Below are 17,566 nucleotides of genomic sequence, written 5' to 3'. Positions count from 1 at the left end.
TTCACTCCTCGTTACAGTGTGTTTTTATCAACCTGCTTCCGGATATCTCCCGGAGCAGTAATGTCCAAAACCTTTTTTATCGCGCGCTTGTAACCTGTTTGCACATGCAATGTTGTTAGAATCAACAGGGTGCCCAACACAAGTGGTACCGCCCAGAGCTGCCACCAGCTTGCCCCCGGGGCGGCTATATAGTCGCGTGGCCAACCAATGTTGATCAGCTCGAATAGTGCCCAGACAAAAGCTATGATATTGATTGCCAATCCCCATTTCCCCAGTCGAAGCGCGCCCAATGTGGGATTCCACCGGCCAGTTAGCCGTGCATACAGACCAACGCCTGTCGTCATGGAAAACATGGCATATAACCCGCCTGTTCCGAAAGCAATAATGGTTGCAACTGCGCCATCATTCAGCCCAAAAAGCAGTCCGAGACTGGCCATAAGCACGGTTCCGGCGATTGCATTGCGCGGCAGTTGCGTTTTTCTTGTGACATGCGAAAAGAAGGTAGGCAGATTCCCTTCGCGCGCCATCGAGAAAACGATGCGTGCAGCGTAATTAACTACCGATGATCCACAGGAAAGAAAAGCTGTCATCACAATTATCAGAAATGGCTTGGCAGCCCAGACGCCGATGGTGCTGGCAATAATCGGTGAAATGGGGTCAGAAGTAGCACTGGACTCGATTAACATAGCGTGACTAACCGACAACATCAATGCGGAAGAATTGAAAAGCACCACGCTGCCTACCGCCAGCAGGGACAGGAAGATTGCACGTGGAATAATTCTCTCGGGGTTATGAGCCTCTTCAGCAATAGTGGAGCAGGAATCGAATCCGATAAATGCCCAGCCTGCAATGGCTAATGCCGCCAGGAAAGCAGTTATGCTGGTAGGCGCCAGCCCCGTTCCCAAATGCTGGAACAATTCGGAAACGGGATTGATACGGAAGAAGAAAAACAGGATCAGTGCGACACATATCGAGCCCAATACTTCAGCACTGACCCCGAGTAAGTTGATTATTTTGTAAATTCGCTGGTTAACGATATTAACCAGTGTACAAATCAATAGGAACACACCGCCCCAGATAACTGCTGAGGCACCTTGTGTGTCTCCACCCATGACTACTGCAGAAAGCCATATCCCTCCTGTATAGGCAGTCGTGGTCAACATGGCAATTACCGAGCTGACATAAATGATTCCCGCATACTGGCCTGTCTTTGGCCCTATCAAATGTATGGACCATTTGTAGGCGCCACCGGCAATGGGAAATTGTGATGAAAGCTCGGCATAGACAGTTGCTACCGTAAGCTGCATGAATAGACTCAGAATAAGTGCGGCAATCCATCCTCCGCCTGTTACCAGATTCTCGACACCAAAAATAGCGTATAGCCCTACTACCGGTGATACGACCGAGAATCCCAGGGTGCAACAGTTCCAGACACTCATACAGCGACGAAGCTGTCCTGTTTCACGGGTGTTTCCGTATTCTGTTTCAGTTCCGTCAGCCGACCTGCTATCTGCTGCAGAAAATAAGTCTTTCTTTTCTACTGCTGTCATATAGTTCTTCTCTTGAAGGTTAAGGGCATTTTGTGCTGCTGGAAACAACAAAATTTACTGCTGGGAAATTAATTGCAGCTGCGGAAGCCCGCAACCTGGGAGTATCTGAACAGGGAAAACGGATATGTAACAGCGCCCCAACTGCTAAATAATAGCCAGCGGTTGATGCAAAAGGATAAATGAATGAAGGATTTGAATATTGAACAGAAGTACATGCGTGCGATAACTTTTCCATTGGGGGCTCCGGGAGTTCATGTAAAAACATAACCTCCCGGGCTTTTATCCCTCCGTGGAACCCCTTGAAAGGGCCCGAAACCCTTGGACCAGTCACTTCCCTTGGAAAGCCGGAACCCTAGTTTCGTAAAGCAACTGTACCTCTAATTATTTTGTTTACCGTGAGAATCCTGATTGGATTCAATCTTGACAAACAAGAACACAATCTCATTATATACATCAAGATTTTTGAAATACAAGAGAAATATTGTGATTTCAGCAAAGATTCGCTACTCTTGACGTTGTATTTTTGTTTCGACGAGCAGGACAAGGTTGCTGCCATGAATTTGTTGCCAGCTACTTGAAATTACTTTGGGCTAGGGTTCCGGCTTTCCAAGGGAAGTGACTGGTCCGAGGGCCCGAGGCTTCTCCATAACGAAGCGCCACGGAGGGATAAAAGCCCGGGAGATTACATAATGCCAGGTGCATTATTGGTTCTAGTTATTTTCCGACCGTCTGGAGATTTGTTATATGTATCGCCTGCTTTTTTTTACCTTTCTTTCCAGCTTTATTCCACACTTCCTGTTTTCTTTCCAATAACTCGTCCATTTACTTGATGATCAGGTGCTTTTAGATTGCCTTTATAGCACCGGTATTTATTTTTGCTGACATAGTCAGCATGTACCATGATATGGCTTGTTTAATCATATGGAGCCTACAGTAGGAGAACCTATGTTTACAAAAATTCTGATTGCCAATCGTGGCGCTATCACCTGCCGTATTATCCGCACATTACGCCGAATGGGAATCAGTAGCGTGGTGGTTTTTACCAAAGCTGATGCGTTATCACAACATGTGCTGGATGCCGATGAGAGTATTTTCATCGGCGAAGGACTGGCCAGTGAAAGCTATCTGCGTGCCGATAAAATACTGGATGCTGCGTATCGGACAGGTGCCCAGGCGATCCATCCCGGGTATGGGTTTCTAAGCGAAAATGCCCGGTTTGCAGAACAATGTGCGACGCAAGGAATTTGTTTTCTGGGCCCCACACCCGAGCAGATGCGTATCTTTGGCCTGAAGCATACTGCCCGCATGCTTGCACAGCAGCTTGATGTGCCTATGCTGCCGGGTACCGGATTACTGGAAAGTATCAAAATAGCCTGTCAGGAAGCACTTCGGATTGGCTACCCGGTTATGCTGAAGAGTACGGCGGGGGGAGGTGGTATTGGCATGCGCTTGTGCCACAGCCAACCGGAACTGGTTGATGCATACGAATCCGTCAGGAATCTGGCACAAAGCAACTTTAGCAATGCCGGTTTGTTTCTGGAAAAATATATTGATCAGGCCCGTCATGTTGAAGTGCAGATTTTTGGTGATGGCCGGGGGAAAGTGGTTGCGCTGGGAGAGCGCGATTGCTCCATGCAGCGGCGTAACCAGAAGGTAATCGAAGAAACCCCTGCGCCAGGCCTGTCGCCAGTAACTCGCACAGCGCTGCAGGAAACGGCCGTGCGCTTGGGTGAATCGGTTCAATACCAGTCTGCTGGCACAGTGGAGTATGTTTACGACGCCGCTGCCGATCAGTTTTATTTCCTGGAGGTTAATACCCGGCTGCAGGTGGAACACGGTGTGACCGAGATGGTGACCGGCATTGATCTGGTTGAATGGATGATTCTGCTTGGTGCTAATGTATTACCGTCGCTGGAATCATTCAATATTCAACCACAGGGGACTTCCATTCAGGCGCGTGTATATGCGGAAAACCCGGCGAAAGATTTTCAGCCTTCCAGTGGTTTGTTGAGTGCAGTCGAATTTCCGGCAACTGCACGGATTGAGACCTGGGTGGCCGCAGGCTGCGAAGTATCGGCGTTCTATGATCCGATGCTGGCCAAAATCATCGTGCATGCTGCAGATCGCGATCAGGCCATTGATCGTTTAGTCACCGCACTGGATAAAACCACCCTTTATGGCATTGAAACCAATCTGGATTACCTCAGACAGGTGTTATCCGGAACAGCATTTCGCAGCGGACAAGTCAGCACGCAATACCTTGCCGGGTTTCGCTACCAGCCTCATTCCATGGATGTGCTGAACGCTGGTGTGCAAACGACGGTACAGGATTATCCCGGCAGAACGGGTTATTGGAACGTAGGTGTGCCGCCTTCCGGACCGATGGACAGCCTGGCTTTTCGTTTGGCTAATCGGCTGGTCGGAAATCCGGATGGTACTGCAGGACTGGAAATCACCCTGTCCGGGCCCACACTGCGCTTCAACTGTAACAGCCTCATTGCAGTATGCGGCGCTCCTATCAATGTTTGCTTGGATGGCAAACCTCTGGCGCAATGGCAGTCACACTTCATCAAAGCGGGCTCACTGTTAAAGTTTGGCAAGATCCGCCAGGCTGGTAGCCGCTCCTACCTGGCTATTCAAGGCGGAATTCAGGTGCCGGATTACCTAGGTAGTAAGTCTACCTTTACGCTGGGACAGTTCGGCGGACATGCCGGGCGTGCGCTACGCACCGGGGATGTGCTGCATATTCGGTTTGCAGAAGAAGCTGAACCCAGCATATTGCCTGCCGAGTGTATTCCACATTACACCAACTATTGGGAAATTGGCGTGTTGTACGGCCCGCATGGCGCACCGGATTTCTTTACGGAAGCAGATATTGATATGTTTTTTACGACGGACTGGAAGGTGCACCACAATTCCAGCCGCACCGGCGTGCGTCTGATTGGTCCCAAGCCACAATGGGCGCGCAAGGATGGAGGGGAAGCCGGACTGCATCCATCGAATATCCATGACAATGCCTACGCGGTCGGCACGATTGATTTTACTGGTGATATGCCCATCATTCTTGGTCTGGATGGCCCTAGTTTAGGTGGATTTGTCTGTCCTGCCGTGATTGTACAGGCGGAATTATGGAAAATCGGCCAACTCAAACCAGGTGATAGTGTGCGCTTTTATCCGCTGACAGTGGAATATGCACTGCTGCTGGAACAGCAACAGGACAAGATGATTCAGGAACCGGATGCCTTTGCACTCGCGGCGTCTAATATGCCTATGCTCCCGGTTGATCAAGGGAATCCTATATTACACCGGATTCCTGCAACTGACAGGCAGGTGCAGGTTGTTTACCGACAATCAGGAGACAAATATCTGTTGATTGAATATGGTGAAGCGGTACTCGATATCACATTGCATCTCCGCGCACACGCCTTGATGACCTGGCTGCAACAGCATATCGATCAAGGGAATTTGTCCGGAATTCTTGATATTACGCCCGGTATTCGCTCTTTACAGATCCATTTTGATTCGCGACTACTGGCGCGTGACCAGCTCCTGGACAGGCTCATTGCTGCCGAACAAGATTTGCCGGCCATTGACGATATGGAAATCCCCTCGCGTATCGTACATCTGCCACTCTCCTGGGATGACGCTGCTACAAGACTTGCGATTGAAAAGTACATGCAATCAGTCCGGCAAGATGCGCCCTGGTGTCCGAGCAATATTGAATTTATCCGACGCATCAACGGACTGGAGAATATTGATGAGGTCAAACGTATTGTTTTTGATGCCAGCTATCTGGTCCTGGGGCTAGGAGATGTTTATCTGGGTGCCCCGGTTGCCACACCGGTCGATCCACGTCATCGTCTCGTCACCACCAAATACAACCCGGCACGTACCTGGACGCCGGAAAATGCAGTTGGAATCGGAGGAGCCTATTTGTGTATTTATGGCATGGAGGGCCCGGGTGGATATCAGTTTGTCGGGAGAACGGTGCAGATGTGGAACCGTTATCGTCAAACGCTCGATTTTACTGCTGGCAAACCGTGGTTGCTGCGTTTTTTTGACCAGATCCGGTTTTATCCTGTTTCCGAGCATGAGCTGCTTGAATTACGTCAAGATTTTATTACGGGTCGCTTCACGCTGCGCACAGAGGATACGGTCTTCAGTCTGCGCGCTTATCAGGCATTTCTCCAGCAGCATGCAGATAGTATCAAGACATTCAAATCCCGGCAGCAAAAAGCGTTTGAGGCCGAGCGTGAATGCTGGCAGACAGAGAATATAAAGGATGATATTGGCGAAAATATGCTCGATAGCACTCACACAGAAAACGAGGTCAGCTTGTCGGATGGTGCGCACGCTGTCAGTTCGGATGTGACTGGCACCGTGTGGAAGCTGTTGATTGAAACCAGGCAATCAGTCAATATTGGAGATCCGATTATCGTCATTGAATCCATGAAGATGGAAATCACCCTGAGTGCGCCTGTCAGCGGGATCGTGCAACAAGTCAGCTGCAAGCAGGGAGATTATGTATGTTCCGGTCAGCTGTTGCTGATTGTTCAGGAGGAATAAGGGCTATTGAAGGGTGCAGTCAGCTTGAGCGTCAATTTCTGTCCAATAGAAAGCCGGTCGCTTCCCTTGTTCCACGAACGAACGGTGTTGATATCAATTCCGTAGCGTCTGGCAATCGCCTGAAGTGTATCTCCCTTTCTGACGGTGTATACGAAGTGTTCTGGCCGGGGAGACTGCGCTGATGTCTTGAGTAGGTTATGCGCCAGATAGGTTCTTTCCCTGATGCTGTTGCCGTCACGTGGCACCAGCAGTGTCTGCCCTTTTTTCAGCACTGCTCGCTCGGAGATACCATTGGTCTCGGCCAGTTTCGCAACCGGGATGCGATACCGATTGGATAAATCCTGCAAGGTATCTGCTGGCTGAGCCTGATAAACACGCCACGAAACCAGCGCTTTATCATAATTTTCAAGATTATCTACAAAAGTTTTGACCTTGGTGATGGGCAACAGCAAGGCGCGTGGAGATCCTTCTGCCTTGATGACGGGCCGGTGATACGCCGGATTCAAGGCATTAAATTCATTTTCTGAAATTCCGGCAAGCCTGGCGGCCAGTTGAACGTCGATCTGCTGGGTGATTGTAATTTGCTCGAAGTAAGGCCGGTTCGGGATGGGTTTCAGCTTGATGCCGTAACGGTTAGGATGGGCAATGATATTTCTGATGGCAATCAGCTTGGAGACATAGTTTCTGGTTTCGGAGGGAAGGTCGATCTGCTGGTAGCTGATTGATTTATTCCCACCATGATTTTCGTCAATCGCTTTTTTCAGAGACCCCTGGCCCCAATTGTATGCGGCCAGCGCCAACTTCCAGTTACCAAACATTTTGTGGAGCATCTGCAGGTAATCCAGCGCCGCCTGAGTGGCGGCGATAATATCGCGTCGTTCGTCATGCCACCAGTTTTGTTCCAGCCCAAATGCTTTTGCTGTCGAGGGGATAAATTGCCACAATCCTGCTGCATGTCTGTGGGAGTAGGCGTCCGGGTCAAAAGCGCTTTCAATGATCGGCAGTAACGCAATCTCGGCCGGCATATGTCGTCGCTCCACTTCTTCGATGATATAAAACAGATAGCGCTGACTGCGTTCAACGACATGATCTATAAACCGCTGGTTTTTACTGAAATTACTTTCGTGGAGTCGAACTTCCTGGCTTTGTGTATTGGTCAGAGAGAATCCAGCCCGTACGCGCATCCATAGATCATCTTGCTGTTTGTGTAATGGTGCCTGATACGGCTTTGTTTCCAGAACGGTAATACCGTTATTTTTTTCTAAAGATCTATCGGCTTGCGCCGTAACAGGAGAAAACGTTAATACTATTGCGGCAATCAATGCCAGTAAGGTATTCGATTTTGTCTTCATCCGGAATAAAACGAACGGTTCACTCGCATAATTTTTTTCTGAAAATAAAAAAGGCTGGTCACCTCTATTTTTGAATTTTAAAGTGAACCAGCCGGCCCGTCCAATATTCTACACCATTTTTCAATCAGCAATCGATTGATCAGTATTTCAATCCCAGCTTAATACGCCTCCCGTCTGGTATTCAATTACACGAGTTTCAAAGAAGTTTTTTTCTTTTTTCAAATCAACCATTTCTGACATCCACGGAAAAGGATTGCCTGCTTCGGGAAATAATGGATCAAGCCCGATCTGATGGCTACGGCGATTGATAATGAAGCGCAGATATTCCTTGAACATGGGTGCATTCAATCCCAGTACGCCGCGCGGCATGGTATCTTCCGCGTAACGGTACTCCAGCTCCACCGCCTTGCGCATGAGTGCACTGATTTCTTCCCGAAACTCGCGCGTCCATAAATGTGGATTTTCCAGCTTTATCTGGTTGATAACATCAATGCCAAAATTACAATGCATGGATTCATCACGCAGGATGTACTGATACTGCTCAGCAGCCCCGGTCATCTTGTTTTGCCGGCCAAGGGACAGAATCTGCACAAATCCAACATAGAAAAACAGCCCTTCCATAATGCAGGCAAACACAATCAGACTTTTTAGCAGCTGCTGATCAGTTTCCAGCGTGCCTGTCTGAAACGTGGGATTCGTCAATGTGTCGATGAAGGGAATCAGAAATTCGTCCTTGTCACGAATCGATTTGATTTCATGATAGGCATTAAAGATTTCGCCTTCATCCAGGCCAATCGATTCGACAATATATTGATAAGCGTGCGTGTGGATTGCTTCCTCAAAAGCCTGACGCAATAAATACTGGCGGCATTCGGGATTGGTAATGTGCCGGTAGGTTCCCAGCACGATATTGTTGGCCGCCAGTGAATCAGCCGTGACGAAAAAACCGAGGTTACGCTTGACGATACGGCGCTCGTCCTCAGTCAACCCATTGGGATCTTTCCACAGGGCAATATCACGCGTCATGTTGATTTCTTGCGGCATCCAGTGGTTGGCACAGGCTGACAGATATTTTTCCCATGCCCATTTGTATTTAAATGGCACCAGCTGATTAACATCCGCCTTGCAATTAATAATGCGCTTGTCTTCTACGGAAACCCGGCGATGATTTTCTGCTGATATTTCTTCGTGCAGCCCTTGCTGTTCAGCAGTTGTTTTTTGTGTGGGGACGCTTGCTGGGATATTTCTCGGCTGAAATACTTCATCTTCAAAATTCAACATCCTTTTATTCCTCTTTATATTTTTGAATTATCTGGGGAAATTTTTCAATACTTACTGACACGCTTCACATTCAGGATCGTCGATCGCGCACTGTTTTGTGGCGGAATGGATTTGCCCTGAGCTGTCCGTATGCCCATTTTGCTGTGCAGGGACCGCGTTCAGCGTGCCGGTATGCACTGTTGATTTTTCTGCAGTGGTCGCCCCCATGGCGCGCAGATAATAGGTTGTCTTGAGACCACGCAACCAAGCCAATCGATATAAATCATCCATTTTCTTACCGGAAGCACCTGACATATAAAGATTGAGGGATTGCGCCTGATCAATCCATTTTTGTCTTCTGGCAGCTGCTTCAACCAGCCATCGGGGATCGATCTCAAATGCGGTAGCGTAAAGAGCACGCAGATTTTCAGGAATCCGGTCGATCTTGCTGGCAGCGCCATCGTAGTGTTTGAGATCTGCGATCATGACTTCATCCCATAAATCCTGCTTCTTGAGGTCATTAACCAGCGATTGATTGACGACCGTAAATTCGCCGGAAAGATTGGATTTAACATATAGATTCTGGTAGGTGGGTTCGATGCTGGCCGAAACACCAATAATATTGGAGATTGTCGCAGTGGGTGCAATCGCCAGGCAATTGGAATTGCGCATGCCGTATTGCTTGATCCGCTCACGTAATGGGGTCCAATCTAGCGTGGATGAGGTATCAACCTCCACATGGCCACCACGTTCCTCCTGCAACAACGCCAGCGAATCCTGTGGCAGGATGCCGCGCTCCCACAAACTGCCGTGATAGGTGGCATAGGTGCCGCGCTCTTCAGCCAGTTCAGTAGATGCCCAGTAGGTGTGATAGGCAACTGCTTCCATTGAACTATCAGCAAATTCAACCGCTTCGCGGGATGCATAGGAAATCCCTAGTTTATGCAGGCAATCCTGAAATCCCATGATGCCCAGCCCGACCGGCCGATGGCGTAAATTGGCATTGCGCGCTTTTGCTACTGCGTAAAAATTGATATCGATCACATTGTCCAGCATGCGCATGGCCGTGGCGACTGTCTGCTTGAGCTTAGTCAGATCCAGTTTGCCATCCACAATATGTGCCGGCAAATTAATCGATCCCAGGTTGCATACGGCAATTTCCTTTTCATTGGTATTCAGCGTAATCTCGGTACACAGGTTGGAGCTGTGTACGACGCCAACATGATTTTGTGGCGAGCGGATATTGCATGGATCCTTGAACGTGATCCACGGATGGCCGGTTTCAAACAGCATCGTCAGCATCTTGCGCCACAGTTGCCGGGCCGGGATACGTTTATGCAGCGCCAATCTGCCCTGCGTCGCCTGCTCTTCATAGGCAATATAGGCTTCTTCAAATGCCTTGCCATATTTCTCGTGCAGATCCGGTGTGTCGGAAGGTGAAAACAGCGTCCATTCCTGATCTTCCAGCATACGCTTCATGAACAGATCCGGTACCCAGACAGCGGTATTCATGTCATGCGTCCGCCGTCGATCATCACCAGTATTTTTGCGTAACTCCAGAAATTCTTCGATATCAAGATGCCAGGTTTCCAGGTAGGCACAGACTGCGCCTTTGCGCTTGCCGCCTTGGTTAACGGCCACTGCTGTATCCGAAACCACCTTGAGAAAAGGTACCACGCCCTGCGATTTGCCGTTAGTGCCCTTGATGCGCGCTCCCATTGCCCGGACCGGTGTCCAGTCATTACCCAGCCCGCCCGCGAACTTGGACAGCAAGGCATTCTCCTTGATGGCTTCGTAGATACCATCAAGACTGTCCGGCACCGTGCTCAGATAGCATGAGGATAGCTGCGAGCGTCGTGTGCCAGAGTTAAACAATGTTGGCGTTGAACTCATGAAATCAAATGTCGACAGCAGATGATAAAACTCGATAGCACGCGCCTCACGATCAATTTCATTCAGCGCCAGTCCCATGGCAACACGCATGAAGAATGCCTGGGGCAGCTCGATACGCCGTTCGGAAATATGCAAAAAATACCGGTCATACAGGGTTTGCAAGCCGAGGTAGCCAAATTGCAGATCACGATCTGCCATCAGTGTTTCTGACAACCGTGCCAGATCAAACTGGCCCAGACGCTCATCCAGCAGCCCGGCCTCCATCCCCTGTCGGATAAAACCTGGAAAATAATCGGCATAGCGTGACTGCATGGCCTCATGGGAAACATCTTCACCCAGAACTTCATGGCGAATGTTGTCCAGCAGCAGCCTGGCTGTCACAAAGCTATAGGCAGGTTCTTTTTCGATCAAGGCGCGCGCAGATAAAATGGCGGATTTCCTGACTTCTTCCGCAGGCACGCCATCATATAAATCTCTCAGCATTGCCTTGACGATCAACCCTGCATTGACGACATTCCCCAGATGCTGGCAGGCCGATTCAATGCGTGCTGTCAGTCGGGATGGATCCAGCGGAATTCTTTGTCCATTTTCCACAATATGCAACACCGCTGCCTGGGTAGAAGTCGGCTGCTCTTTCTGCTGCCTTGCCCGTTCCCGCGCCCGCTCCTCACGGTACAGCACATAGGCGCGCGCAACGTCATGATCACCCGAGCGCATCAGCGCCAGCTCTACCTGATCCTGAATATCCTCGATATGAAACGTGCCTCCTCCCGGGCGGCGGCGAGTCAGCGCATGCACCACTTCGCCGGTCAGCTGTGCCACGATCTCACGCATACTGGAGGAAGCCGCACTTTGTCCGCCTCGTACCGCAATAAACGCCTTGGTCATCGCGATGGAAATTTTGCCCGGCTCAAATGCCACTACAGCACCATTGCGGCGGATCACTTTATATTGGGAATAATCCTGCCGGGTTGCTGGCGAATCGGTCATCTCTCCCAGAAAATTTTTCTGGAGAATAGAGGAGGATGAAGGGGCGTCTGTAGCGAGCTGCATGATCAATTTCTCCTGTTCAATCCGGGCGTACTGCTGATTGAAAAAATGACTAAAAACAAGTAATTGCAATGAAAATGACGATAACCGTCAAATAGCTTGAACCACAATATATTGTGGTATGAATGGTTAAATAATGGTACCTGTTGTGCATGCCGATTGTCAACAGCAGATGATGCCGTATTAGAGGCTATGGTTTCCGGGAAGAGTTCCCTATAATCAAAAGATCACTATCCGAGAAGGTTTGCCATGCATTCAAGTCAGTGGAAACTGCTTTCAAGCAGACGTTTTTTACCCTTTTTTGTTACCCAGTTTCTGGGTGCATTCAATGACAATGTTTTCAAGAATGCACTGGTGATCCTGATTACCTATGCCGCTATGGACAACGCGGGCCTGAGCCCACAGATCATGGTTACGCTGGCGGCCGGTATTTTCATCCTGCCATTTTTTGTTTTTTCTGCGCTTGCCGGTCAACTGGCGGATAAATGGGACAAGGCGCGGCTGATCCGCTATGTCAAATTCGTCGAAATCATTCTGATGGGCGGAGCTGCCGCCGGGTTTTATCTGGACAGCGTCATGCTGCTGATGATGATCCTGTTTTTAATGGGCACACACTCGGCCTTTTTCGGGCCGCTGAAATACAGCATCCTGCCGGATCAGTTGCAAGAAGATGAGTTGATCGGCGGCAATGCGCTGGTTAGTGCCGGAACATTTATTGCCATCCTGCTCGGTACAATCATAGGTGGATTACTTATTCTGGCTGAACAAGGGGGATGGATTGTATCCGGTATCGTAATTGGCGCGGCATTGGCAGGCTGGTTATTCAGCCTGTTTATTCCCCCGGTTCAACCGGCTGCAGTGGATACAACAGTCAGTTGGCATCTTCTCCAAGACACGCGCACAATCATTCAGCAAGCTCGGCAGAACAGCACAGTGTTTCACGCCATTCTCGGGATATCGTGGTTCTGGCTGTTTGGTGCTACATTTTTGTCGCAGTTTCCCACCTTCGCCAAGGAAATTATCGGCGGGAATGAACAGGTTGTTACGCTGTTCTTAACGCTCTTTTCGGTGGGGATCGGCATCGGTGCCCTGCTGTGCGACAAGTTGCTCAAGGGGAAAGTGGCTGCCACTTATGTGCCTTTGGGTGTGCTGGGCATGACGTTCTTCACAACTGATCTGTATTTTGCCAGCACGTCACTTGCACCTGCGGCAAGCGGGGAACTCATCGGCGCACTGAGTTTTCTGGAATCATTCGCTCATTGGCGAATCCTGCTGGATCTGCTGGTCATCTCGATCAGTGGCGGGCTTTACATCGTGCCGTTGTATGCCATTGTGCAGAACTACGCGGAAGCCTCCCACCGATCACGCGCCATTGCTGCCAATAACATCATGAATGCGCTATTCATGGTGGTTTCTGCACTGGGAATCAGTGTGATGCTGGCACTGGATTTTACTGTTCCCGAGGTATTCCTGACGATCGCGCTGCTCAATGGTCTGGTGGCAATCTACATTGCAAAATTGTTGCCGTATGAATTGGCCAGATCCATTTTGCATTGGGTCTTTCATACCTTTTACCGTCTGAAGATCAATGGGCTGGAACATTATCAGCAGGCGGGAGAAAGGGTATTGATCGTTGCCAATCACCTGTCATTCCTGGATGCCGCACTGCTAAGCGTATGTTTTCCTGAGCGCCTGTGTTTTGCCATCAATTCTGATATTGCCCGGAAATGGTGGGTTCGGCCATTCCTGTTTCTGGCGGATACGGTGACGGTGGATCCGATCAATCCCCTTTCCACACGCCTGCTGATCAAACGAGTCAGAAACGGTGAAAGAGTGGTGATTTTTCCGGAGGGTCGAATGACAATGACTGGAGCGCTCATGAAAATCTACGAAGGCCCAGCCATGATTGCAGATAAAGTCGATGCAAAATTGCTTCCAGTTAGCCTGTCAGGCCCACAATACACGCCTTTTTCCAGATTGAAAGGCAAAGTGAGAATACGCTGGTTTCCCAGGATCACCATCACCGTCATGCCGCCAGAAAACTTTAATCTGCCGGACTCAATCCGTGGCAGGCGCCGCCGCCGAACAGCCGGGCTAAAGCTATACGACATCATGGCCACCACTGTCTTTCAGAGCAATGCCATGCAGCAAACCCTATTTCAGTCTCTGCTCGACGCTGCTGCTACACATGGCGGAAAACATACCATCGCAGAAGATGTTGAACGTCATCCGCTGAATTATTCGCAACTGATCACCCGCAGCTTCATACTGGGTGCTATTTTGCGCCACCGTACGCATGCGCAAGAAAACGTGGGGATCATGCTGCCCAATATGGTGAGCAACCTGATTTGCTTTTTTTCACTACATGCTTTCGGGCGTGTGCCCGCTATGCTGAATTTTTCTGCCAGCTCCAGAAATCTGGTGATGGCTTGCCGGATTGCACAAATCCGGACAGTCATTACTGCACGCAAATTTATCGAAGTGGCAAAACTGAGCAGGCAGATCGACAGTCTGAAAGCACAGCAGATCAATCTGATTTATCTGGAAGATCTGCCGCACCAGGTGCACTGGTGGCACAAGCTGATGGGACTGGTGGCAGGCTGGCTACCCGGAATAAGTTATCGTCTGACGGATTCCCGGCGCGATCCGGATGCACCGGCTGTGGTTCTGTTTACTTCCGGCTCCGAAGATACGCCCAAGGGGGTTGTACTCAGCCATACCAATCTACAGGCAAATCGCTTTCAGGTATCTGCCCGGATTGATTTCGGCCCGAGCGATCTGGTATTCAATGCCTTGCCGATCTTTCATTCTTTTGGCTTGACGGGTGGCACATTGCTGCCAGTGTTGTCCGGTATCCGGGTCTTTTTGTATCCATCACCGCTGCATTACCGGATCATTCCCGAGCTGATCTACGATACCAACGCCACCCTGATGTTTGGCACAGATACCTTTCTTGCTGGCTATGCGCGCTATGCCAATGCTTACGATTTTTACAGCATTCGTTATGTATTCGCCGGTGCTGAAAAATTGCGGGAAAGCACACGCAGACTATGGTCGGAAAATTTTGGTGTACGTATTTTTGAAGGCTACGGCACGACGGAGACTGCCCCTATCCTCAGTTTAAATACGCCGATGCATAACCATCCCGGCTCAGTGGGTCGCCTGTTGCCAGGTATTCACAGCAGACTGGAACCGGTTGCGGGAATCAGCCAGGGTGGCAGATTGCTGGTATCTGGCCCGAATGTGATGCTGGGCTATTATCTGGCCGCCAATCCCGGCATGATCGTACCGCCCGCCGAAGGCTGGCATGATACAGGCGACATCGTTGAAATCAACGAGGAAGGTTATGTTTTCATTAAGGGGCGCGCCAAACGGTTTGCCAAAATTGGTGGAGAAATGATCTCGTTGACAGCGGTGGAGGAAGCCATCAATCGGCTGTGGCCAGGTTATGGTCATGCCGTAATCCAGCGTCCTGATGCGAAAAAAGGTGAGCAGATTGTGCTGATTACCACCCGCCAGCAAGCAGATCGAAGTGAAATCATCACTTATTTCAGCAAAAATGATCTGGGCGAACTGGGAATCCCACAGAACATTTTGTACATTGACAAACTGCCGTTACTGGCGACGGGTAAAATCGATTATGTACTGTTGCACGAATGGGTGCAGCAGCCAGGCACAAGCCCTGGTTAGAGATTTATTGATAAAACAGATCATCCTTTCATTATGCGGTACGCCCGGATCGTCGGGAATATAGCTGTTTTATAGCGAATCATGCTATGAACAACAGATATCTGGCCAATTATGGCCGTACTACCTGCTCTTCCGGCAAGTGCTATTTGTTTCAGCTTGTTTGAGCGCTATAATCAGCGGCTTGAAAAAATCCTGGCCGGACAGAGTGCAGCCAGCGTTGCTTGCTTACAGTGCTGTACAGCAACGAAATGAAGGCTTGGCAACTTGACCGGCGACACGCCTTCCTGTCTATTTACATGCTACAAAAGTTACATAGCAAGCGGATAACGAATTTCGTGCTGCAAAAAGCTTGCTGGTTCTGCTGACCAAGTAAAAGAAAAGGGAGTTATATCCATGAATACTATGATTACCGTTACATCCATGCCATCTACCGTTAAGCGCAGTGCAATGGGTTTGCATTTGATTGGTGATTTATACGGTTGTTCATGCGATGAACGCTTGATGCTGGATGCTGATTTTCTGGAAACGTTCTGCAAGCAATGCGTAACTGCAGCTGGTTTAACCATCGTTGGCAGTCTTTTCCACAGTTTTGGCGAAGGAGGCGGTGTGACTGGTGTAGTGGTACTGGCAGAATCCCATTTATCCATTCACACCTGGCCGGAATCCGGTTATGTGACCCTGGATGTGTATGTCTGTAACTATTCATCCGACAATCGCCCCAAAGCACAGCAACTGTTCGACAGCATTCTGGAAGCCTTCAATCCGGCTGATCCGCATCTGCACCGGGTTGAGCGTGCGTGATGGAAGAATCCGGCAATGCTTATAAAGCGCGTTATGTAGCAGAGCGTCTGAGCCCGGATTTTGGTTTTTATCTGCGTGCAAGCCGACAACTGGCAAAGGTAAACTCAGCCTGGCAAAAAATTGAGATTTTTGAGAATCCACTGTTTGGCCGGGTGATGCGCATCGATGGCTGTTTCATGACCTCGGAGCGTGATGAATTTTTTTATCATGAACCCATGGTGCATTTGCCTGCCATCAGCCATGGTGCACCGCGCCACGCCCTGATTGTTGGTGGTGGCGATGGCGGCGCGGCAGAAGAGTTACTCAAATATCCCGGGGTGCAGCGCCTGGTACTGGCTGAACTGGATGGTGAGGTGATCCGGATGGCGCGAGAATGGTTGCCAACTATTCATCGCGGGGCATTTGATGATCCGCGCCTGGAGCTGCTCCTGGGCGATGCGCTGCCTTTTATTGAAAGTAGCGTTGAACGCTTCGATCAGATCATTCTCGACTTGACCGACCCGTTCGGGCCAGCAACCGATCTTTACACAGTTGAATTTTATCGTGCCTGCCAAAAGCTGTTGAATCCCGGTGGGGTAATTTCGCTGCATATCGGATCACCCATTCATTTGCAGATACCCATGGCAAGAATTGCCGCTTCGTTACGGAAAGTGTTTGCCATCGTTCGGCCCTATTTGCAGTATGTCCCGCTCTACGGCACGTTATGGTGTATGGCCATGGCTTCCGACACGACTGATCCTCTTCTTCTGAGCTCAGAAGAAGTTAATGCACGTCTAGATAAACAGGGATTGCAGGATTTGCAGCTCTACAACGGAGCGACTCACCATGCCCTGCTCGCACAACCTAATTTTGTACGCGAGATCCTGCAGCGACCGGTTAAATTAATTCACCGGGGTGAAATACTTGAGGGAATCAACGACCCCGAATCATTGCCTGGCGTTACCGTCATCCCGGACTGAACATACTGGATGTGCTGTATATCGTTACCAGCGGCAGTAACAGAATCATTTTTTGCTGTTTTTCGCAGGCGGAGTGTGCTTCACCCTCTGCATAGTCGTCAGGTAAGCAATAATTTCTTCTAAAACTTTCTCTCGCTCCGGTATTTCTGCAGCTAGCTGTTTAGTCCCACGGTGTGCTGGTGTAACATATAACCAGCTACGGAGGGATGATTTATGGGACAGATATTACACGGAAGCGCCCGCACGACAGCGGCGGTGCGTCGAGCGATACAAAATAGTCAAGAGAGTCTGAATGTTCTGGCCAAGCGGCATGGGATTAATCCAAAAACGGTAGCGAAGTGGCGGAAGCGGGAATTCACCCACGATGCACCGATGGGCCCCAAAGAGTCGCACTCGACTGTTTTAAGTCTGGAAGAAGAAGCCGCTGTTGTGGCGTTTCGCAAAC

At 49.7% G+C, this 17,566-nt stretch carries 8 protein-coding genes, 1 pseudogene and 2 riboswitches; of the genes and pseudogenes, 5 read left to right on the top strand and 4 right to left on the bottom strand.

Features of this window, described 5'->3' with window-relative positions:
• Positions 1 to 11: 11 nt before the first annotated feature.
• On the bottom strand, positions 12 to 1,550 hold the full coding sequence (locus ABF86_RS10505; RefSeq protein ID WP_011635441.1) for an APC family permease: 1,539 nt from the start codon (positions 1,548 to 1,550) through the stop codon (positions 12 to 14).
• A gap of 266 nt (positions 1,551 to 1,816) precedes the next feature.
• A riboswitch (guanidine-I (ykkC/yxkD leader) is annotated at positions 1,817 to 1,917 on the bottom strand.
• A 212-nt stretch (positions 1,918 to 2,129) separates the two neighbouring features.
• A riboswitch (guanidine-I (ykkC/yxkD leader) is annotated at positions 2,130 to 2,233 on the top strand.
• Between the two features lie 262 nt (positions 2,234 to 2,495).
• Here ABF86_RS10505 and uca point away from each other — a divergent pair.
• On the top strand, positions 2,496 to 6,116 hold the full coding sequence (gene uca, locus ABF86_RS10500; RefSeq protein ID WP_074684984.1) for an urea carboxylase: 3,621 nt from the start codon (positions 2,496 to 2,498) through the stop codon (positions 6,114 to 6,116).
• Here uca and ABF86_RS10495 read toward each other — a convergent pair.
• The 3 genes from ABF86_RS10495 to ABF86_RS10485 form a co-directional block, all read right to left on the bottom strand.
• A complete protein-coding gene (locus ABF86_RS10495) occupies positions 6,104 to 7,468 on the bottom strand; it encodes a transglycosylase SLT domain-containing protein (RefSeq protein ID WP_011635438.1) in 1,365 nt (454 codons plus the stop codon). The genes uca and ABF86_RS10495 overlap by 13 nt on opposite strands.
• A 147-nt stretch (positions 7,469 to 7,615) precedes the next feature.
• Positions 7,616 to 8,749, bottom strand: a complete 1,134-nt coding sequence (locus ABF86_RS10490) for a ribonucleotide-diphosphate reductase subunit beta (protein ID WP_011635437.1) — start codon at positions 8,747 to 8,749, stop codon at positions 7,616 to 7,618.
• Positions 8,750 to 8,800: 51 nt separating this feature from the next.
• The gene (locus tag ABF86_RS10485) at positions 8,801 to 11,674 is read right to left on the bottom strand and encodes a ribonucleoside-diphosphate reductase subunit alpha (RefSeq protein WP_143032847.1); all 2,874 of its coding nucleotides are present in this window, start codon (positions 11,672 to 11,674) and stop codon (positions 8,801 to 8,803) included.
• Between the two features lie 246 nt (positions 11,675 to 11,920).
• Between ABF86_RS10485 and ABF86_RS10480 the strand changes: the two genes are divergently transcribed.
• The 4 genes and pseudogenes from ABF86_RS10480 to ABF86_RS10465 form a co-directional block, all read left to right on the top strand.
• Positions 11,921 to 15,361: an acyl-[ACP]--phospholipid O-acyltransferase gene (locus ABF86_RS10480; RefSeq protein ID WP_083341437.1), complete on the top strand. Its 3,441-nt coding sequence runs from the start codon at positions 11,921 to 11,923 to the stop codon at positions 15,359 to 15,361.
• 393 nt (positions 15,362 to 15,754) lie between these two features.
• The gene (gene speD, locus ABF86_RS10475; protein ID WP_011635434.1) at positions 15,755 to 16,162 is read left to right on the top strand and encodes an adenosylmethionine decarboxylase; all 408 of its coding nucleotides are present in this window, start codon (positions 15,755 to 15,757) and stop codon (positions 16,160 to 16,162) included.
• Complete coding sequence (gene speE / locus ABF86_RS10470; protein WP_074684983.1) at positions 16,162 to 17,121, top strand: polyamine aminopropyltransferase; 960 nt, start codon at positions 16,162 to 16,164, stop codon at positions 17,119 to 17,121. The genes speD and speE overlap by 1 nt, the downstream gene beginning before the upstream one ends.
• Before the next feature lie 213 nt (positions 17,122 to 17,334).
• A pseudogene (locus ABF86_RS10465) lies at positions 17,335 to 17,566 on the top strand (IS481 family transposase); the annotation flags it as partial.

Source organism: Nitrosomonas sp. GH22, assembly GCF_009833115.1.
GTDB classification, from domain to species: domain Bacteria; phylum Pseudomonadota; class Gammaproteobacteria; order Burkholderiales; family Nitrosomonadaceae; genus Nitrosomonas; species Nitrosomonas eutropha.
This window is presented reverse-complemented; position numbering and strand designations above follow the sequence as displayed.